We start from the raw sequence: 20,741 nt of genomic DNA, 5'->3' as shown, positions 1-20,741 counted from the left end.
GGTTAACGTCCCCGGGATGGATCGAAGGCGTCGCGCACGGCTTCGAAAATAAAGATCAACAGCGACAGCAGAATCGCCAACGACAGAAAGGCGGCAATCCCCAGCCAGGGCGCCTGAAGGTTATTCTTGCCCTGTAACAGCAGCTCACCGAGGGACGGCGCACCCAGCGGCAGGCCAAAGCCCAGAAAGTCGAGCGAAGCCAGCGTGGTAATGGATCCACTAAGAATAAACGGCAGGAAGGTGAGGGTGGCCACCATGGCGTTAGGCAGCATATGGCGCAGAATAATGGCACCATCGCTAACCCCCATCGCCTGGGCGGCGCGGATATAGTCAAAATTGCGGGTGCGCAGGAATTCGGCGCGCACCACCCCCACCAGACTCATCCAGCCAAATAGCGTCGTGATACCGAGCAGCCACCAGAAGTTGGGCTGTACCACGCTTGACAGCAGGATAATCAGAAACAGCGTCGGCATGCCGGACCAGACTTCGATCACCCGCTGGCCCCAGAGGTCAACCCGTCCGCCGTAGTAGCCCTGGAGTGCCCCCACCAGAATGCCGATAACGCTGGTACAGAGCGTGAGCATCAGGCCAAACAGAATCGAAATACGGGTGCCGTAGAGGATACGCGCCAGCACGTCGCCGCCGTTGGCATCGGTACCCAGCCAGTTTCCGGGAGCAGGGGGCGAGGGGAAGGGCCGGTCGGTGGCGAAATTGATGCTGGTAGCGCCAAAGCGAACGGGCGCCCACAGTACCCAGCCCTGGGATTCAATCTTCTGACGTAGCCAGGGATCCTGGTAGTCAGCGCGGGTAGGTAGCGGCCCGCCGAAGTCGCTTTCCCGATAGTCGGTCACCACCGGGAAGTACCAGCGGTCCTGGTAATGCACCACCAGCGGTCGGTCATTGGCAATAAGCTCAGAAAACAGGCTGAGTACGAAAATCACGACGAAGATCCACAGCGACCAGTAGCCGCGGCGGTTCTGACGAAAGCGCGCCCAGCGCGCCTGGTTGGCGGGACTAAGACGGCTCATGAACGCCCCTCGAAATCAATACGTGGATCGACCAGGGTATAGGTCAGGTCGCTGAGGATATTCAGCAGCAGGCCTATCAGGGTGAAGATATACAGGGTGCCGAACATGACCGGATAATCGCGGGAAACGGTGGCCTCATAGCCCAGCAGCCCCAGACCGTTAAGAGAGAACATCACCTCAATCAACAGCGAACCGGTGAAGAACATGCTGATAAAGGCCGCCGGAAAACCGGCGATAACCAGCAGCATGGCGTTACGGAACACGTGTCTGGTCAGAATACGCTTTTCATCCAGCCCCTTGGCCCGGGCGGTCACCACATACTGTTTACGGATCTCATCAAGGAACGAGTTCTTGGTGAGCATGGTCAGCGAGGCGAAACCGCCAATCACGGTAGCCAGTACCGGTAGCGCGATATGCCACAGATAGTCGGTAATTTTCTGATACCAGGGCAGGCTGTCGAAGTTGGCGCTGACCAGACCCCGTAGCGGGAAGATATCCAGCCAGCTGCCGCCGGCAAAGAAGACAATCAGCAAAATGGCGAACAGGAACGAGGGTACGGCGTACCCGACAATAATCACCGCGCTGCTCCAGATATCGAAGCGGCTGCCGTTGCTGACCGCTTTGCGTATCCCCAGTGGAATCGACACCAGGTAGATAATCAGGGTGCTCCATAGTCCCAGCGAGACAGACACCGGCAGGCTCTCTTTAATCAGGTGCACCACCGAGGCACTGCGGAACAGGCTGTTGCCGAAGTCGAAGCTCAGATAATCCTTGAGCATTTTGAAGTAGCGTTGGTGTAGCGGTTTGTCGAAGCCGTAGCGTTTGGTGATCTCTTCGATAACTTCCGGATCCAGCCCCCGGGCGCCGCGGTACTGGTTTTCCCCCGGGTGGGCGATACCGGTATGGGCGTGGCTGGCACCACCGCCGCTGGCGGTAACGCCGGGCATTCCAGGCTCCTGGCCGAACTGAATGGCGGCAATTGCCTGATCCACCGGTCCGCCAGGCGCGACCTGAACAATAAAGAAATTCAGCGTGATGATGGCCCACAGAGTGGGGATCACCAGCAGCAGTCGACGGATAAGATAGGCGCTCATCATAATCCTCAGCGTCGTTCCGCCGGCAGGCGCGCGGCTTTGTTAATGTCATACCACCAGCTATCGAAACCCAGCGAATAGCGGGGGCGAATCTGCGGGTGGGAGAATTTATCCCAGTAAGCGAGGCGGTCAGAGGCCATATACCACATGGGCAGCATATAGAAATTCCACGTCAGCACCCGGTCCAGCGCCCGTCCCAGCGGCAGCAGTTTCTGCTCATTGCCCTGGTGGGCGATTATCTGGCTAATCAGTTTATCCACCACCGGATCCTGAACGCCCGGGGTATTCCAGGTGGAATCGATAAAGGCGGAGTCCCAGATAATCTGGAGATCGGAACTGGGATACGTCATGGCGCGATAGACCGTCGGCATCATATCGAAGTCGCGGCTGCGCAGGCGGTTGGTCAGTTGGGAGTTATCCACCTGGCGTACGTTCACCTGAATGCCCAGCCGTTCCAGGCTATGGCTGAAAGGCAGCGCCCACTGGTTATTGGCGCCGCTGGCCAGTAGCAGCTCAAAGGCGAAGGGTTTACCGGTTTTGGCGTTGACCAGTTTGCCGCCTTTGAGCTCCCAGCCCGCGGCTTTTAGCAGCGCCAGCGCTTTCAGCAGGTTATCGCGATCGAAACCGTTGCCCCGGGAAACAGGGGGTTGATAAATTTGACTGTACACCTCAGGCGGCAGCGATTTCTTAAACGGCGCCAGCAGCGTCAGTTCGTCGGCCTGAGGGTAGCCGCGGGCGGCGTACTCCGTGTTCTGGAAATAGCTGTTGGTACGGCTGTATGCGCCGTAGAACAGCGCCTTGTTCATCCACTCAAAGTCAAACGCCAGGGTGATGGCCTCACGCACCCGGCGGTCGGCGAATATCGGGCGTTTGACGTTAAAGGCCAGCCAGCGGGCGTTCTGGGCCGAATTGTTATCCTGCTCTTCGCGCACGATATGGTGATTAGTGAAATTTTTGCCCACATAGCGGGTAGCCCAGTTTTTGGGGCTGGGCTCTTCCCGAAAATCGAAGGCGCCAGCTTTAAAGGCTTCGAAGGCGACATTGTCATCCAGGTAGTAGTCGTAGCGGATGGTATCGAAGTTCCAGCGTCCGCGGTTCACCGGCAGGTCGGCGGCCCAGTAGTCTTTAACCCGGCTAAAGATGGCGTACTGCCCCATACGCCAGGCGCTGAGGCGGTAGGGCCCGCTGGACAGCGGCGGTCTGGAGAGCGGTTCTCCCAGATTGTGATGGCGCCAGAATTTTTCCGGCATCACCGGCAGGGTAAACAGGCTCAGCATGGTGTCCTTGCTGGGCTTAGGCAGTTCAATACGCACGGTTAACCGGGAAATCGCTTTGACCTTCACGCTTTTATAGTAGATGCGGAACTGAGGCACGCCTTCGGTCATAAATTTATGGAAGGTGTATTCCACGTCTTTGGCGGTAATGGGGCTGCCGTCGTGGAATCGGGCCCGGGGATTAATGCTGATTTCGGTCCAGGCGAAGTCTTCCGGGTGGCGCGCCTTTTCGGCGATCAGCGGATAATAGCTGCCTGGCTCATCATCTGAGGTGGCAAACAGCGCGTCGTACAGTTCGCCGGTGCGGATACCCGCGTTGCCGCGTAGCGCATAGCGGTTGAAATTATCAAAGGTGCCAATCGCTGACAGGGTGATGCTGCCGCCCTTAGGCGCGGCGGGATTTACGTAATCGAAATGGTTGAAATCGACGTCGTATTTAGGCTCTCCGAGTACGGAAAACGCGTAGCTTTCATCAATCTCCTGTGCGATGACAGAACTACTTATCAGACTAAGCAACAGGACGAACAGGCGCACAAACATCGTCGTCAGCAATCCTTTTATCAGGAAAAGCACCGCCGAAACCGCCTTTTCCTGAGGCAAACGACGAGCAGGACTAAGAAAAACCAGTGCTTTGATAATAATTTACTGGGACCGGATTGTGAAATTAATCCTGCCGTGCCTGCCATTCGATGAGTTCCCCGATGGGCAGCGGGCGACTGAACAGATAGCCCTGTAGATAGTTGACTCCCTGATCAACCAGCCAGCGGGCCTGCTCCTGGGTTTCGACCCCTTCGGCGACGGTCGTCATATCCAGACGTTTTGCCAGGGCGATAACGGCGTCCAGCACCGGCGTGGTGACGGTTTCCATACCGATACTGCTGACAAAACCACGGTCGATCTTCAGGTAGTCGAGCTTAAAGCGCTCCAGGTAGATCAGGGCGCTATGGCCGGTGCCAAAGTCGTCCACCGCGATTTCAAAGCCCTGCTGATGCAGCCAGTTGAAAACGTCGCTGGCCTCGTTTTCATTCAGCATATCGCGTTCGGTGATTTCGAAGACCAACTGGAAATGGTTGGGCGGCAGAGCGTCCACCAGATCGAGGATATCCTGCTTAAACTCCGGTGCATGCAGGTGGCTGGGAGCCAGATTAATGCCGAGCTTACTACCGGCCGGCAGAACCTGGCTTAAGCGCGGCGCGTCCCGGGCGATAAGGGTAAACAGATGGCGGGTCAGCGGTACAATAAGCTGGCGGGCCTCAGCCCAGGCGATAAAGGCATCCGGAGAGATAGCTCCCGCGCTGGGGTGCGCCCAGCGCATCAGCACTTCAACGCCGGTGAATTTCATCTCTGGCGCTTTGATGACCGGCTGCCAGACAATATGGAACTGATTACGGCGTATCGCCGTCTGGATCTCTCTGCCGTTACGCAGTCGCATCATCAGTATCAGGCTACACAGCAGCCCGCCGCTTAGCCCCACGACCAGGCCCGCCAGCAGACTGAGCTGGATATCCTCAGTAGTCAGGATATCGCCATACAGCCATAGCGACATCGGATAGCCATCGAGGTCGGTGACCCGGGTGGGGTGGGGCCCCAACTGATCCACAGGAATAACCCGCGGAGAGAGGGTGGTCAGCGCTTTATCGCCGACTACCAGCGCAATACCGTTAACGTCTTTTTGGCGTTCGGTATAGAGCAGATAGGGGGTCAGGTTGACGTTCAGGGTGGTAAAAATACCACGATCCGGCACCAGCGGATTGCGGTACCAGACGGCGATAGCGGGCTTGTTCGGCAGCATGGGGGTGCCTTCCATAATCGCCAGATCCACCGCTTTATTAATATCGATACCCGCCGCCATCTGTTTTAGAGGCATATTCATATGCCCCGTGGCGGAAGAGCAGTAGGCGGCGCCTTCCTTCACCAGTAAAAAGGCACGTACGTTAACGTTAAAGGCAGCATGGGAGGTCAGCTGTGAGACGATATTCCCGCAGTCCGTCATGGTTAGTGGCTGAATGGCCTGGGCCGTGGCGCCCAGCTCGCCAAAGAAGGCCTCCATATAACCGCGAATGTCCTGGGTCAGAACATCGTAGCTGGCCTGGCGTTTGTGATATAGCCAGCTGGCGGTCAGGGAACCCGCTGTCAGAGCGCAGAACAGACCAATAAGAAGGCTTAATACAGCGATTCTTTTGGGTGTTGAAAAGTAATGGTCGAATATTTTTCTGCCGGGCACGTTAGATACCAAATTAAACGTCTGTCTGATTCGGCTTTATTTTAGCCCCAGACTAAAAAGAAGCATGCTTTTACATGCGGAAATAGTCACTCATGTTAATAAAAGCATCCATAGTATTTTGCTGCTAAATGGTTTTTCTGGTCATGATCATCATAGTGTAGCCATAAAAAAAACGCTGCCCGGCAGCGTTTTTTTCTTTCTCTTTCCCTGAGAAGGTATCAAGGGACTGGAATAATCTTAACTGCGGGTTAAAACCCGTCTTGCTTGATTATAACGCTTGTTCCAGTAAGGCTGGTCAAGATTGGAAATCATAACGCCGCTGCTGGTGGAAGCGTGAACAAATTGGTTATTACCGATATAGATGCCAATGTGACGACCGGTGGAACCCGCGCGGAACAGAACCAGATCGCCGGTGCGCAATTTACTGCGGGAAACGGGAGTGCCACTGCTTCTTTGTTGGGATGTCGAGCGGGGAAGTTCAAGACCAAACTGCTCACGGAACGTGCGTTGAACAAATGCGGAACAATCAACGCCTCTTTTGGTATCGCCCCCCAGTCGGTAGCGAACCCCTTTCCAACTGGCATATTGATCCATCAAACGGGATTTAATATCCAGATTGTGAACCATGCTTTCGAATTCATCCTGAGAGGTCTGGAGTAAGAATCCGTTATCGCTGCCGGTGGTTGAAGGTGTATGCGTATTATTTGCGGTATTGGTGGAGCTACAGGCCGAGAGCACGGCCGCCACCGCGACTGCAGGTATCACCCGCAGGATATATCTCAAAATTGGTTGAGATGTGACCATTGTGTTTTTGATCCCTTGATGTCCTTAACGACAATGTCGTTATGAAAAATGCCAAACGTGCTGAGAATAAGTATCGAACGGGAATGAGACAAATCTGGAATAATAAAACTGTGGCGTAGCGCACATTTTTATTATTCAGGGGCCCCGAAACTCCGGCGATAAAACGAAAGAAAGATTACCCGATCAAACACCGGTTGGCGAGGGGTTTTACGTCTGTTTTGCGATAAGTTTTGTGATGGTTTGCCCGTAAATGTTAGCAAATTTGACAGCGTGCTGGTGGTTAAAAAAACGTCGTTGCGAGGGTTTTATGAACAGATGAGGAATCTGTTATCAATTTCAACAAATAACACGGGGAAATTGCCGGGAATTATTCCCGGCAATTTATGAAATTTATGTTGAATTAATTAGCTTGAAATGTTGCTGGCTTGTTTGTATTTGCCAGGAAGATGGCGATCAAACCAGAGAATAATCTTATCGTTTAATGAGGTCATCAGACACCAGGGCAGGCCAACCAATACCACGGATAATGAACCGACAAAGACATCGGTAAACCAGTGTGCGCCGCTCATCATACGCGGTAATGAAAAGACAACCACAATAACCAGCGCCGTCACGAAGGCCCGGCGTCCGAAGTAGCGCAGCATAAAGCCCGCGAAGATTAGCAGCATCATACCGTGGTCGCCGGGGAAGCTGTCGCGCGAGGCATCCTTGGTCGAGATGGGCAGCAGATCCCGGACCCGATGCACATGCTCAAAAGTCAGCGTCGGGCTTGGGCGCTCTACCGGAATGCGCTGCCCCAGCTGGTTCAGCACCACGGCGGTCAGCAGCATGGTCAGACCCATAATAAAGATATGGCGGCGCTCACGGGCGGTCGCTCCCTGCCAGTAGCTCAGCATCAGCAGGCCCATACACAGCAGCGAGCAGAGATCGAAGGCCCGGTTGTTGGTGATAGCCACCAGCCACAGAAAAGCGCGGCTGTTAACCAGCCCGGCGTTAAAGTAGTGGAAAATACCGGCGTCAATCGCGAACCAGAACCCATGGTCCGGGGGCAGATACCACGAAAAGAACAGCACCAGTCCCAGTGCGTTCAGTAACAGAATGTGAAGAGTGTTGGGGCGAGTCATTGGTTTCCCACCAGTGAATAGCTGGTGGGAAATACGCTAACGGCTGGCGCGTAAACGAAGCATCAACGCTGATTGTCGTCAGGTAAACGAAGCTTCAACAGATCCTGTTGTAGCTGATTCCAGTCGCATTCCGCGCTGTGAATGATTTCGATACGGCTGTCTGGCGGGGCGACATTCTGGGTTTCGATATGAAAATCCTGACCCTGGCGATTGATGCGAACCAGCCCTTCGGGAATGCGCATTACGCCCTTTACCCGATCTACCGGCGCCAGCCGCGCCCATTCCAGCAGGCCAATGGTGTCGAAGCGGGTCTCTTCGTCGAAGATCCAGCCGCAGGCGTGATGACCCTGTCCGCTGTTAAGGCTGCGGCGCCAGCGCTGGTGAGAAGCCAGGCTCAGGGCCGCCAGTCCGCGGGAAGCGGGGTGGGAGTGACTGTGGCTTTCGCTTGCGGGCAACGTGCGTAGATTATGGCGTGGGCTATCCAGCAAGGCGGGATCGATCTGGCCCTGGCTGACGGTAATGGCTTTGCGTCCCGCCAGATTGCTACTCAGCCACGCCTCCAGAGCTGCGCGGCTGGCCTCGTCCTGCCTGTCGGCCTTATTGGCGATAATTATATCGGCGGCGGCCAGCTGATCGCGGAAGTTCTCATCGTTTTGCAGACGCTGTTCCAGCAATTGACGCGGATCGAGCAGCGTCAGAGTGGCTCGCAGATCGATCCAGGGTTCATAGACATCGGCGGTAAGCATATCCAGGATCTGCTTCGGATGGCCCAGCCCGGTGGGTTCTATCAGCAGGCGATCCGGGCGCCCCTGACGCAGCAGTGTATTGAGTCCTACCTGCATGGGCAGGCCGTTGACGCAGCACATGCAGCCGCCAGGGATCTCTTTTAACAGCGCACCGCTGTCTGCCAGCAGGGCGCCGTCAATGCCGATCTCGCCAAATTCGTTTACCAGTACCGCCCACTTCTCATTTTCTGGCTTGTTTGCCAGCAGGTGAGTGATGGTGGTGGTCTTACCGCTACCAAGAAAGCCGGTAATCAGGTTGGTTTTTGTCACAGGGGCTCCGGGATTGTCGTGATGTGGCGGCAGTGCCGCTAACAGGGAACCTGCCTATCCTGACGAAAAAACGAGGAAAAGAGAAGGGCGCGGCGGGTTATGGGCGCCGCGCCAGAGGTGTTAACCGGCAAGAGTGGCGGCCACCGTGCTGCGGGCACCCTGGCGACAGAGCTGGCGCCAGGCCTGTTCTAGCGAATCGACAAAGACAGGATTAGCGGGCAGATCGTCGCCGAAGATCTCTTTGAGCGTCAGCAGGGCGGCAACCCGCTCCTGTTCGCTGCTCTGGGCTACCCGGCTGGCGATCTTCTCCAGCAGCGGATCGCGGATGTCTATTGGCTCGCCCCTGTCATCCACGCCGCTGACGTAGCGCATCCAGCCGGCCACGCCCAGCGCCAGTAACGGCCAGTCGCTACCGTTAGCCAGATGCCAGCGGATGCCGTTCAGCATACGCTGCGGCAGCTTCTGGCTACCGTCCATGGCAATCTGCCAGGTGCGGTGCGGCAGGGCGGGGTTACTAAAGCGGGCGATCAACCCCCGGGCGTAATCGTCCAGACTGACGTTCTGGATATTCAGCGTAGGGGCCTGTTCCTGCATCATCAGGCGGCGGGCGGCGGCCTGGAAATCGGCATCGGCCATGCAGTCGGCAATGGTCTCAAAGCCTGCCAGATAGCCCAGCCAGGCAAGAAACGAGTGGCTGCCGTTGAGCATACGCAGCTTCATCTCTTCCCAGGGCAGAACATCCTGTACCATCTGTACGCCTACCTGCTCCCAGGCTGGTCGGCCGGCCACGAAGTTATCCTCAACCACCCATTGAATCCAGGGTTCGGCGCAGATACCGCAGGGATCTGCCACCCCGACTGCATCGGCGATCTCCTGAAGCGACGCATCCGTGGCGGCGGGCACAATGCGGTCTACCATGGTAGAGGGGAAAGTCACGCTATCGCGGATCCATGTCGTCAGGGTCGCATCACGCTGCTGCGCCAGCCCCAGAACGGCATTGCGGACCGTATGCCCGTTGTCGGGAATGTTATCGCAAGAGAGAACGGTAAAGGGGGCCAGGCCACGCTCCCGACGGCGCGCCAGGGCTTCCACCAGAATGCCCGGTGCGGAATGAGGCTGGTCCGGATGTTCAAGATCGTGGCGGATGCGCTCATTCGTTAAATCGAGCTGGCCGCTGGCCGGATCGATGCAGTAGCCCTTTTCGGTGATGGTGAGCGAAACAATGGCGACCTGCGGCTCGCAGAACTTTTCAATAATGGCGGAGAGGCCATCGAGCCGGGCATTCAGACATTCGTGAACGGCGCCCACCACGATGGCTTCGCTGCCCTGGGGACCCTTTTCCAGAACCGTATAAAGGTGATCCTGGGCGCGTAACGCGCTCATTAGTTTATCACCGCTAAACAGGCTGATTTCGCAAATGCCCCAGTCGCCACCCAGCTGGTTTAGAACCCTGTCGGTCAGTAGCGCCTGGTGGGCACGGTGGAAGGCGCCAAATCCCAGGTGAACGATGCGGCTTTTAAGCTGTGTGCGGTCATAGCCCGGCTGACGGACGCCGGACGGTAGCGCGACGCTGGCGATAGTGTTCATGAAATGTTATTCCCGATAACCATTGATTAACATGGTCAGTGTAAAGTTATATGACAACAAATAAAATTGGTGTGCCTTATTTATCGGGGGAATGTGAAGCAGATCAACCAATGCGGCGGAGAATATTGACGTATTAAGATGGACATGTAGGGTAGGCATGTTGATCGATTGGTATAACATCTTTTGCGAGGAAATGGCGATGGAACAAACCTGGCGTTGGTATGGACCGAATGATCCGGTCACCCTGGACGATGTACGGCAGGCGGGTGCGACTGGCGTGGTTACTGCGCTGCACCATATCCCTAATGGTCAGGTATGGCCGGTTGAAGAGATCCGCGAGCGTCAGCGGCTGCTGGCGGAAAAAGGGCTCACCTGGTCAGTGGTCGAGAGCATCCCGATTCATGAGGATATCAAGACCCATAGCGGCGACTACGACCAGCATATCGCCGCCTGGCAGCAGAGCGTGCGTAACCTGGCCGAATGCGGCATCGATACCGTCTGCTACAACTTTATGCCGATCCTGGACTGGACCCGTACCGATCTGGCCTGGACGCTGCCGGACGGTTCAAAGGCGCTGCGTTTCGATCAGATAGCCTTTGCGGCGTTTGAACTGCATATCCTTAAGCGCCCGGGGGCCGAAGCCGACTATAGCGAGCAGGAGCGCGCCCAGGCGGCGGATTACTTCGCCGCCATGAGCGCCGCTGACATCGACAAGCTAACCCGCAACATCATTGCAGGCCTGCCCGGCGCGGAAGAGGGCTATACCCTCGATCAGTTCCGTGCCCGTCTGGCGGAATATGACGGTATCGATAAGGCACAGCTGCGTGAGAACATGGCTTACTTCCTGAAAGCGGTGGTGCCGGTGGCGGAACAGGCGGGCGTTCGCCTGGCTATCCATCCGGACGATCCGCCGCGCCCGATCCTGGGCCTGCCGCGCATTGTTTCTACCATTGACGATATGCAGTGGATGAAACAGACCGTGGACAGCATCTACAACGGCTTCACGATGTGCACCGGTTCTTACGGCGTTCGCGCCGATAACGATTTGGTGAATATGATCGAAACCTTTGGCGATCGTATTCACTTTACCCATCTGCGTGCCACCTGCCGGGAGCAGAATCCGAAAACCTTCCATGAAGGGGCGCATCTGCAGGGCGATGTGGATATGGTCGCGGTGGTGAAGGCGATTCTGACTGAGGAGTCTCGACGTAAAGCGGCGGGCGATTTGCGCCCGATCCCGATGCGTCCGGATCACGGTCACCAGATGCTGGACGATCTGCATAAAAAGACCAACCCGGGCTATTCGGCTATCGGGCGTCTGAAGGGGCTGGCGGAAGTGCGCGGCGTTGAGCTGGCGCTGAAAAAACTGCTATTCCCTGAACTGCTGTGATTCGCAGGTAAAAAAACGGGAGGCAGAGCCTCCCGTCAGGTTGATGACAAAGAGGGAAAAACGTGGTTTTTCCCTCTTTGTGGTTATCAGCCGAAAATCAATGAATTGATTTTCCTTGTTTATTCTTATGGACGATTACTCGGCGCGCCCCATATAGCGGCGCTCGGCCACGTGAATACGGATTTTCTCGCCGGTGACCAGATATTCCGGCACCTGAATAGTCAGGCCGGTAGAGAGGGTTGCCGGTTTGGTGCGGGCGCTGGCGGAAGCGCCCTTAATGCCCGGCGCGGTTTCGGTGATTTCCAGATCCACCGTCTGAGGCAGCTCCAGCGCCAGCACCTGACCGTCCCAGGTCAGCACCTGCATACCGGGAATGCCCCCTTCGGGAATAAACTGCAATTCGTCGGCGATCTGCTCCTGGTTAAAGGAGTAGGGGGTGTAGTCTTCATCATCCATAAAGACATATTCGTTGCCGTCGACGTACGAGAAGTTGACCGGGCGGCGGCTGAGCACGATAGTGTCGAGGATATCGTCGCCCTTAAAGCGCTCTTCCACCTTCAGACCGGTACGGACATCCGAAAAACGCATCTTATAGAGCGTGGCCGCGCCGCGAGCGCTTGGGGCCTGGATATCAATATCTTTCACCAGCAGCAGCTTGCCATTGTAGTTGATGGCCATGCCGCGTTTGATTTCGTTAGCTCTTGCCATGAATTAATCCTGATCGATAACGCGATAAAAATATGGCGACAAGGTACTCGCGGCATGGCATTCAGGCAAGTGAATTCTCTGGCGGGTAAAGAGAGTGGCGCCATGCCGGATGGGCTGTTAGAGTGGCGGTTTCCCTGGCCGGAGCCATCCGATGGACTGTCGCCCCGACTGCGGTGCCTGCTGCACTGCTCCTTCCATATCCAGTCCGATTCCCGGTATGCCTCAGGGCAAACCCGCAGGCGTACCCTGCGTACAGCTCGACGAGCGTCAGCGCTGTAAAATCTTTGGCTCTGTGCTGCGCCCTGCGGTGTGCGCCAGCCTGAGTCCAGATGCCGCCATGTGCGGCACCAGCCGGACCCAGGCGCTGGCGTATCTTATCCACCTGGAGCAGGCGACAGCGCCCTAAACGTCGCGAATACGCAGCAGACACCAGACGGTAACGGCAATCATCCCCAGTGCCAGCCAGAATACCGAATGGTAACTCCAGATCTCTGCAGCTATGCCTGCCAGCGAACCGGCAATAATCCAGCCGACGCGGGTGGTATTGGTGTACAGCGTGGTGGCGGCGCCCGCCTGACCGGGCATCAGATCCTGAAAATAGAGCATACCGATACCCGCCAGAATCCCAATATAGATAGCGTTCATTAGCTGTAGAGCCAGCAGCAGTATTGGGTTGTGCACCGTCAGCATACCGATATAGAACAGCAGCCCGCCGACCACCGCCACCCGCATCAGGAAGCGTTTGCCGAAGCGCCGGGCGTAATAACCGGCGATCAGCATGGTGGGAATCTCCAGCCCGGCGGCGGTGCCCATCATCAGACCGGCCAGTTTTTCCGGCAGCTTGAGCTCGTGGATAATATAGAGCGGCATATTAATGATATAGAGGCTGTTGCTGCCCCACATCATGGTACAGGCGGTAAACAACAGCAGGGCGTCGCGACGATTGCGGCGCGGCGCTTCCAGTACGCCTGCCCCGGCGGCGGGATCTTTACGCATCGACGGCAGCCAAAACCAAACGATCAGCCCGCAGACGATAAAGGCCGCAGCGGCGCTGAGGTACATGACCTCGAAGCCGAAACCCAGCGCCAGCGCGTAGGCCAGCGGCGGTCCTACCACCCAGGCCAGCGACACCTGGGCGCGCAGGATAGAGCTGAACATTACCGCTTCGCGCCCGGTGCGCTCCGCGTGTTCCCGGGCCAGGGCGAACATTTGTGGGTTAGCCGTAGAGCCAAAGCTGCTAAGAAAGACGCCGATAAACAGCAGAATAAAGTAGTTACGGTTCCAGGCGAACAGGACGCAGGCCAGCGCCCCCAGCAGGCAGCAGCCCAGAATCAGGCTCTTACGATCGCCACGGCGGTCGGAATGGCTGGCCAGAAACTGGCTGACCAGAATGCCGATAACCGCACTGCCGGTAAAGAACAACCCCACCATGGCAGGACGGGCATGAACTTCTTCACTCAGAAACAGGCTCAGGGTGGGCGTCTGGAGTGCGCCGGCAATGCCGGTCAGAAAGGCGACGATCAGGAACGCCGCCGACGTCAGGTTGACCGGGCCTGAACGCGGCAAGGTAGAGTCAGATTGCATGGGAAATGTTTGAGTTGGTGAATTAACGCGCGCAGTGTAGCGGGCTTGAAGATAAATAAACAGTCACTAAAATCAAAAGCGGCATCAAAAATCAAAACGGCATTCCACTTCGATAGCGGATGCTGCCTTGTTCCGCGCCTACCCGCGGTGCTGATGCAGGCTGAAAGTGTGCTGAAACTCAAAGTTCTGTGAGTCGATATCGCCTGCAACTTGCCTGAATTCCGGGAATGGCGGACACTATCTGGCCATTTTTTTGAAACGTTTCAGCGCTTCTGTCCGACGGGAAGCGGTTGCATGGCGTCCTGTTTTATGGTCCGATAGCTGAAACGTTTCAATTTTACGGGAGCAAATATGCCGCGCTTAAGGTGTCGGGTGCTCTCCATCGGGTTGGCGGAGTGCGTAGAACGCTGATGGAAAAGAGGCCGCACAGTCAGTTAATTTTGGATGCCGATACCCTGCTACTGGATGCGGAAACCCGCGATCTTGCAGTGCTTCAGGCCCTGAATATCGGCATGCTGAAGGCGCGCGGGGCGATTGACGACGCCTTTGCCCATAGTGCCAGCGGTCAGCATCCCAATAATCTGGGCCAGGGCATCTGGCTTAATGACAGTCTGGACGGTAATCTCGTCAGCGCCGTAGCCATCAGTCGCCCCCGGGAGCCATTTCTGGTGAACGGGCAGCCCGTTGCCCTGCTGATGACCGTCTCGGTAGCGGACGACGAAGCGTTGTGGATACTGGGCCGCCTGAGCTCTCTGCTAAGCCAGCAGCAAGGCGAACGTCTGCTGCGGGCCTGCCCGGCAGGGCTGCTGGCGCTACTGACCCGGGATGAAGCGGCGCCGCAGACTGCCGATTTTGTAGTACGTAACGAATACGGTATTCATGCCCGTCCGGGCGCCGTACTGGTCAATATTATCAAACAGTTTAAGAGTGACATTACCGTGACAAACCTTGACGGAACGGGCAGGGCGGCCAGCGGCCGTAGCCTGATGAAGATAGTCGCGCTGGGCGCGAAAAAGGGACACCGTCTGCGTTTTACCGCCTGTGGCGAGGATGCGTCACCGATGCTAAAAGCGATAGGTGACGGTATCGCCAGCGGCCTGGGGGAGGGAGTGGCATGACCAGACGCGTTGCCACCATCACCCTGAATCCGGCCTATGATCTGGTGGGGTTTTGTGAAGAGATTGAGCGTGGTGAGGTAAACCTGGTGCGGACTACCGGTCTGCACGCTGCGGGAAAGGGTATTAACGTTGCTAAAGTGCTGAAGGACCTGGGCATCGATGTCACCGTTGGCGGTTTTCTGGGTAAAGAGAATCAGGAAGGTTTCCAGCATCTGTTTAGCGAGCTGGGTATCGCCAACCGCTTCCAGGTGGTGCAGGGGCGTACCCGTATTAACGTTAAGATGACGGAAAAAGATGGTGAAGTGACCGATCTTAACTTCTCCGGCTTTGAAGTGACTCGTCCCGACTGGGAGCGTTTTGTCTCTGACTCCCTGAGCTGGCTGGGGCAGTTTGATATGGTGTGCGTCAGCGGCAGCCTGCCGGTGGGTGTACACCCCGATGATTTTACCGACTGGATGATACGCCTGCGCCGCCAGTGCCCGTGCATTATCTTCGACAGCAGCCGCGAAGCGCTGAAGGCCGGTCTTAAAGCGGCGCCATGGCTGGTGAAGCCCAATCGTCGGGAGCTGGAGATCTGGGCCGGGCGACCGCTGGAAAGTATGCAGGACGTGGTGGAAGCGGCCCATAAGCTACGCGAGCAGGGGATAGCCCACGTGGTGATTTCGCTGGGGGCCGAAGGCGCGCTCTGGGTCAACGCCTCGGGCGCCTGGATAGCCCGACCGCCCGCCTGTGACGTGGTCAGTACCGTCGGTGCCGGAGACTCCATGGTCGGCGGCCTGATCTACGGCCTGCTGATGCGCGAAACCAGCGAACATACCCTGCGTCTGGCGACGGCGGTGGCGGCGCTGGCGGTGAGCCAGAGCAATGTGGGCGTCAGCGATCGTACCCGGCTGGCGGCCATGATGGCGAAGGTGGAACTCAATCCGTTCAATGGCTGAATGGCGCGGGGCCCGCTTTGGGCCCCGTTATTGTATGACGATCAGTCGCTCTGCTGGTCGCGCAGCCAGGCAATTTCTTGATCCCAGATATCCGGATTAATGGTTTCCAGAATCAGTGGAATGCCGTCGAAGCGCGGATCGCGCATGATCCAGCGAAAGGCGGTATGGCCGATATTGCCTTCACCCAGGCTGTGGTGGCGATCCACCCGGCTGGCGAATTCGCTCTTTGCGTCGTTCAGGTGCATGCCCCGCAGGTACTCAAATCCCACTGTCCGTTCGAAATCGGCAAAGGTTTCTGCGCAGGTTTCTTCGGTGCGCAGGTCATAGCCTGCCGCGAAGGCGTGACAGGTATCGATGCAGACCCCCACCCGTGACTTATCCTCAACGCCTTCGATAATTTCCGCCAGTTGCTCAAAGCGAAATCCCAGGTTGCTGCCCTGACCGGCGGTGTTTTCGATAACCGCCGTGACGCCTTCGCTCTGCTCCAGCGCGATATTAATGGAGTCGGCGATACGCGCCAGGCATTCCGATTCGGAAATCTGTTTAAGGTGGCTGCCGGGGTGAAAGTTCAGCAGTGAAAGCCCCAGTTGCTGGCAGCGCTGCATTTCGTCAATAAAGGCAGCGCGGGATTTTTCCAGTGCCTCCTGAACCGGGTGGCCCAGGTTAATCAGGTAGCTGTCATGGGGCAGGATCTGGCCGGGGCCAAAGTGGTACTTGCTACAGGCCGCCTTAAAGTTTTCGATGGTTTCATCGCTCAGGGGGGCGGCGCGCCACTGGCGCTGATTTTTGGTAAACAGGGCGAAGGCGGTTGCCTTCAGCTCTGCGGCGCGGATGGCGGCATTCTCCAGGCCGCCGGCCGCGCTCACGTGCGCTCCAATATACTTCATTATCTTTGTTCTCCGGTCGTCCCGTAGGGAAGCGCCTATGATAGCGGTTCGACCGGCAAAAATCTTACAGGATGTGCTGCACCGCCAGGTTAATGGCGCCGCCGCCGACAATCAGCCAGATAAACAGGATAAGCGCTAGCAGCATCGGGCGCATCCCGGCCTTTTTCAGGGCGCTGACGTGGGTGGTAAGCCCCAGAGCCGCCATCGCCATGGCCAACAGTGCGGTATCCAGCGCCACAATTTCTTGCACCAGCGCATCCGGCAACAGGTGGAAGGAGTTAAATATCGCCACCACAATAAATAGCACCGCGAACCACGGAATAGTGATTTTGCTCTTCTCCTGCTGGCCGGCAGGGGCCAGCTGTTTCACCCGTCCTGCCAGCAGCAGCAGGAAGGGGGCCAGCATCATCACCCGCAGCATCTTGGCGATGACGGCGCTGTTTTCCGCTTCCGGGCTGATGGCGTGACCGGCGGCAACGACCTGGGCCACTTCATGTACTGTTGAACCGGTATAGATGCCGTAAGCCTCCGGGGTAAACCAGTGGCTGAGCAGCGGCCATAGCGCCGGATAGATAAAGATGGCGAGAGTACCGAAGATCACCACGGTCGCCACCGCCACGGTGACCTTACTGGCCTCCGCTTTGGCTACCGGCTCCGAGGCCAGTACCGCCGCCGCGCCGCAGATACTGCTGCCCGCGCCAATCAGCCAACTGGTCTGGCGATCCAGACCGAACAGGCGCTGACCCAGCAGGCAGGCCAGACCAAAGGTGCTCGACAGGGTCAGAATATCGATAACGATCCCGCTCGCCCCGACGTCGGCGATCTGGGCAAAGGTCAACCGGAAGCCGTAGAGGATGATCCCCAGGCGCAGCAGATGCTGCTTAGAAAAAAGTACCCCTCCGTCGCACTGGCGCCATACTTTAGGGTAGAGGGTGTTGCCCACGACCATGCCAATCAGAATGGCCAGCGTCAGGGCGCTGAACCCGGCGCCTGCCACCTGGGGAATGTTGCCTCCCCATAGGGCGATAGCGGCAATCAGGGCGCTCAGCAGCAGCCCTGGCGCAAAGTGCCACAGCGTACGGTGCGGCGTAGATAATGTCGAAGTCGTCATGGATTTCCTCCCAAAGTATGGGGAGAAGCCTACTCCTGACTGGTATAAATATAAAATTGATTATATCTTTATAATTAATCTGAATAAGTAGTAAGTCGGCCATTTGGGTCGACATGATGGGGATTCTATGCATATCACACTGCGTCAGCTCGAGGTCTTTGCCGAAGTCCTGAAGAGCGGTTCCACCACCCAGGCCTCTCAGGTGCTCTCGCTGTCCCAGTCGGCGGTGAGCGCCGCACTGGCCGACCTGGAAGGGCAGCTTGGGGTCCGACTGTTCGATCGCGTTGGTAAGCGGCTGGTGGTGAATGAGCACGGGCGACTGCTGTATCCCCAGGCCGTGGGCCTGCTGGAGCAGGCGGGGGAAATTGAGCAACTGTTTCATAATGATGTAGGGGCGATTCGCGTCGGTGCCAGCAGCACCATCGGTAACTATATTCTGCCGGAAGTGGTTGCCCGCTACCGCCGTGACTTTCCCGATCTGCCGCTGGATATCAGTATTGGCAACAGTCAGGACGTGATTAACGCGGTGGCCGATTTTCGGGTCGATATTGGCCTGATTGAAGGGCCCTGCCATATGGCCGACATTGTGACCGAACCCTGGCTGGAAGATGAACTGGTGGTTTTTGTTGCGCCGACATCGCCGCTGGCTCAGGGGGCGGTAACCCTGGAGCAGCTGGCGGCCGCGCCGTGGATCCTGCGCGAACAGGGCTCCGGCACCCGCGAGATTGTCGACTATCTTCTGCTTTCCCATCTGCCGCATTTTCGACCGGGCATGGAGCTGGGCAACTCTGAGGCTATCAAACATGCGGTGCGCAATGGGCTGGGAGTAAGCTGTCTGTCGCGTCGGGTCATTGAAGAGCAGCTTGATAACGGCACTCTGGTGGCGCTGGACGTTCCGCTGCCAACCCTGGTGCGCACGCTCTATCGTATTCACCATCGTCAGAAGCATATTTCCAGCGCGTTGCAGCGCTTTTTACGCTACTGCGAACCGGTGTAGCCGAACCGCGATTTTCTGCTTTACTTATAATTCTTCGGCTGTCATGAAGCGATCTTATAACCGATGAATTGCGTCAGGCGCTTTTTATAACTTCTGCTACAATCGCGCCTCATTATTTGAATAAGCAACAGTTTTTCTATGGTTTCTGAAGATAACAGCACACAGCCGACGGGGCTACGGCGCGAACTGAAAGCGCGTCATTTGACGATGATCGCCATTGGCGGTTCAATTGGCACCGGGCTGTTTGTGGCCTCCGGGGCAACGATTTCTCAGGCGGGCCCGGGCGGCGCGCTGCTCTCCTATATTCTTATCGGCCTGATGGTCTACTTCCTGATGACCAGTCTTGGCGAGCTGGCGGCTTATATGCCGGTTTCCGGCTCCTTCTCGACCTATGGTCAGAAGTACGTGGAAGAGGGCTTTGGCTTCGCGCTGGGCTGGAACTACTGGTACAACTGGGCGGTGACCATCGCCGTTGACCTGGTGGCCGCGCAACTGGTGATGACGTACTGGTTCCCGGATACCCCCGGCTGGATCTGGAGCGCTCTGTTCCTGGGCATTATGTTCCTGCTCAACTACATCTCGGTAAAAGGCTTTGGTGAAGCGGAATACTGGTTTTCGCTTATCAAGGTGACGACCGTTATCATCTTTATCGCCACCGGCCTGCTGATGATTATGGGCATCTTCAAAGGTGCGCAGCCTGTTGGTTGGGAAAACTGGAGCACCGGGGACGCCCCCTTTGCCGGCGGTTTTGCGGCGATGATCGGGGTGGCGATGATTGTCGGCTTCTCGTTCCAGGGCACCGAACTGATTGGTATTGCTGCCGGTGAATCCGCTGACCCGGAGAAAAATATTCCCCGTGCGGTGCGTCAGGTATTCTGGCGAATCCTGCTGTTTTATGTGTTCGCTATCCTGATTATCAGCCTGATTATTCCCTATACCGATCCGAGCCTGCTGCGTAATGACGTCACTGATATCAGCGTCAGCCCCTTCACCCTGGTGTTCGAGCATGCCGGTCTGCTGTCTGCCGCGGCGCTGATGAATGCGGTTATCCTGACTGCGGTGCTGTCCGCTGGTAACTCAGGGATGTATGCCTCTACGCGTATGCTCTACACCCTGGCCTGTGATGGTAAGGCGCCTAAGGTGTTCTCGAAGCTTTCTAAGGGCGGGGTGCCGCGTAATGCGCTCTATGCCACCACGGTGGTGGCCGGTCTGTGCTTCCTGACCTCGATGTTCGGCAATCAGACCGTTTACCTGTGGCTGCTGAACACCTCCGGGATGACCGGCTTTATTGCGTGGCTGGGTATTGCTATAAGCCATTATCGTTTCCGTCGCGGTTACGTGCTGCAGGGCAATGATATTAACTCTCTGCCATATCGTTCCGGCTTCTTCCCGCTGGGGCCGATTTTCGCCTTTATTCTGTGCCTGATTATTACTCTGGGCCAGAATTACGAAGCTTTCCTGCAGGATCGCATCGACTGGGTCGGCGTAACCGCCACCTATATCGGCATTCCGCTGTTCCTGGCTATCTGGTTTGGCTACAAGCTGGTCAGAGGTTCACACTTTGTCCGCTACAGCGAGATGGAGTTCCCGAGCCATTTGAAGAAGTAAGTTCCAGTAACGGGGCGCTGCGGCGCCCCGTTTTTTTATCTTTTCCTTCCGTGTTCCATATCTGCAACATTCACATTTTCTCCATCTTGTTAATAAAGGTATTGATAACAATTATCATTTGTTTTATCTTTTACGAAAATTGTAAAAAAGCATGTTTGTCTGCTCCAAACCCATTGATCGCTCTGGGGAATCCCGGTCAATGGCGGGGTC

At 56.7% G+C, this 20,741-nt stretch carries 17 protein-coding genes and 1 pseudogene; 6 read left to right on the top strand and 12 right to left on the bottom strand.

Going from position 1 to position 20,741, the window contains the following annotated elements; translation table 11 throughout:
• Window positions 1–2: 2 nt before the first annotated feature.
• The 8 genes from FEM41_RS22005 to FEM41_RS21970 form a co-directional block, all read right to left on the bottom strand.
• A complete protein-coding gene (locus FEM41_RS22005; RefSeq protein WP_138098460.1) occupies window positions 3–1,028 on the bottom strand; it encodes a microcin C ABC transporter permease in 1,026 nt (341 codons plus the stop codon).
• Complete coding sequence (locus FEM41_RS22000; RefSeq protein WP_138099300.1) at window positions 1,025–2,122, bottom strand: microcin C ABC transporter permease YejB; 1,098 nt, start codon at window positions 2,120–2,122, stop codon at window positions 1,025–1,027. Before FEM41_RS22000 ends, FEM41_RS22005 begins: the two co-directional genes overlap by 4 nt.
• A gap of 8 nt (window positions 2,123–2,130) precedes the next feature.
• Window positions 2,131–3,936 (bottom strand): extracellular solute-binding protein, encoded by a 1,806-nt coding sequence (locus FEM41_RS21995; RefSeq protein ID WP_138098458.1) that lies wholly within the window; start codon window positions 3,934–3,936, stop codon window positions 2,131–2,133.
• A gap of 124 nt (window positions 3,937–4,060) precedes the next feature.
• Window positions 4,061–5,632 (bottom strand): cyclic di-GMP phosphodiesterase, encoded by a 1,572-nt coding sequence (locus tag FEM41_RS21990; protein ID WP_421804578.1) that lies wholly within the window; start codon window positions 5,630–5,632, stop codon window positions 4,061–4,063.
• 225 nt (window positions 5,633–5,857) lie between these two features.
• Entirely contained in the window at window positions 5,858–6,424 is a 567-nt protein-coding gene (gene mepS, locus FEM41_RS21985) for a bifunctional murein DD-endopeptidase/murein LD-carboxypeptidase (protein WP_138098456.1), read from the bottom strand.
• 404 nt (window positions 6,425–6,828) lie between these two features.
• Window positions 6,829–7,548: a phosphatase PAP2 family protein gene (locus tag FEM41_RS21980; protein ID WP_138098454.1), complete on the bottom strand. Its 720-nt coding sequence runs from the start codon at window positions 7,546–7,548 to the stop codon at window positions 6,829–6,831.
• A gap of 62 nt (window positions 7,549–7,610) precedes the next feature.
• Window positions 7,611–8,603 (bottom strand): CobW family GTP-binding protein, encoded by a 993-nt coding sequence (locus FEM41_RS21975; protein WP_138098452.1) that lies wholly within the window; start codon window positions 8,601–8,603, stop codon window positions 7,611–7,613.
• A 120-nt stretch (window positions 8,604–8,723) separates the two neighbouring features.
• Window positions 8,724–10,190, bottom strand: coding sequence for a mannitol dehydrogenase family protein (locus FEM41_RS21970; RefSeq protein WP_138098450.1), 1,467 nt, complete (start codon window positions 10,188–10,190; stop codon window positions 8,724–8,726).
• A 199-nt stretch (window positions 10,191–10,389) separates the two neighbouring features.
• On the opposite strand from FEM41_RS21970, the gene uxuA reads away from it, so the two are divergent.
• Window positions 10,390–11,580: a mannonate dehydratase gene (uxuA, locus tag FEM41_RS21965; protein ID WP_138098448.1), complete on the top strand. Its 1,191-nt coding sequence runs from the start codon at window positions 10,390–10,392 to the stop codon at window positions 11,578–11,580.
• 135 nt (window positions 11,581–11,715) lie between these two features.
• Here the strand turns inward: uxuA and yeiP are convergent, their stop codons facing one another.
• Entirely contained in the window at window positions 11,716–12,288 is a 573-nt protein-coding gene (yeiP, locus tag FEM41_RS21960; protein WP_138098446.1) for an elongation factor P-like protein YeiP, read from the bottom strand.
• Between the two features lie 151 nt (window positions 12,289–12,439).
• Between yeiP and FEM41_RS21955 the strand changes: the two genes are divergently transcribed.
• Window positions 12,440–12,694: a YkgJ family cysteine cluster protein gene (locus FEM41_RS21955; RefSeq protein WP_138098444.1), complete on the top strand. Its 255-nt coding sequence runs from the start codon at window positions 12,440–12,442 to the stop codon at window positions 12,692–12,694.
• Here FEM41_RS21955 and setB read toward each other — a convergent pair.
• On the bottom strand, window positions 12,691–13,872 hold the full coding sequence (gene setB / locus FEM41_RS21950; protein WP_138098442.1) for a sugar efflux transporter SetB: 1,182 nt from the start codon (window positions 13,870–13,872) through the stop codon (window positions 12,691–12,693). The genes FEM41_RS21955 and setB overlap by 4 nt on opposite strands.
• Before the next feature lie 779 nt (window positions 13,873–14,651).
• Here setB and FEM41_RS21945 point away from each other — a divergent pair.
• Both FEM41_RS21945 and fruK read left to right on the top strand, forming a co-directional pair.
• A pseudogene (locus FEM41_RS21945) lies at window positions 14,652–14,990 on the top strand (HPr family phosphocarrier protein); the annotation flags it as partial.
• Complete coding sequence (fruK, locus tag FEM41_RS21940) at window positions 14,987–15,928, top strand: 1-phosphofructokinase (protein WP_138098440.1); 942 nt, start codon at window positions 14,987–14,989, stop codon at window positions 15,926–15,928. The pseudogene FEM41_RS21945 and the gene fruK, both read left to right, overlap by 4 nt.
• A 41-nt stretch (window positions 15,929–15,969) precedes the next feature.
• Here fruK and nfo read toward each other — a convergent pair whose 3' ends face one another.
• The gene (nfo, locus tag FEM41_RS21935) at window positions 15,970–16,815 is read right to left on the bottom strand and encodes a deoxyribonuclease IV (protein ID WP_138098438.1); all 846 of its coding nucleotides are present in this window, start codon (window positions 16,813–16,815) and stop codon (window positions 15,970–15,972) included.
• Between the two features lie 64 nt (window positions 16,816–16,879).
• Entirely contained in the window at window positions 16,880–17,926 is a 1,047-nt protein-coding gene (locus FEM41_RS21930) for a YeiH family putative sulfate export transporter (protein WP_138098436.1), read from the bottom strand.
• Between the two features lie 127 nt (window positions 17,927–18,053).
• On the opposite strand from FEM41_RS21930, the gene yieE reads away from it, so the two are divergent.
• The gene (gene yieE, locus FEM41_RS21925) at window positions 18,054–18,923 is read left to right on the top strand and encodes a DNA-binding transcriptional regulator YeiE (protein WP_138098434.1); all 870 of its coding nucleotides are present in this window, start codon (window positions 18,054–18,056) and stop codon (window positions 18,921–18,923) included.
• Window positions 18,924–19,061: 138 nt separating this feature from the next.
• Complete coding sequence (locus FEM41_RS21920) at window positions 19,062–20,531, top strand: amino acid permease (RefSeq protein ID WP_138098432.1); 1,470 nt, start codon at window positions 19,062–19,064, stop codon at window positions 20,529–20,531.
• The last annotated feature ends 210 nt before the right edge of the window (window positions 20,532–20,741 follow it).

The sequence above is a fragment of the Jejubacter calystegiae genome (assembly GCF_005671395.1).
Taxonomy (GTDB): Bacteria; Pseudomonadota; Gammaproteobacteria; order Enterobacterales; family Enterobacteriaceae; genus Jejubacter; species Jejubacter calystegiae.
Note: the sequence above shows the minus strand (reverse complement) of the source record. Positions and strands in the feature narration are given on the sequence as shown.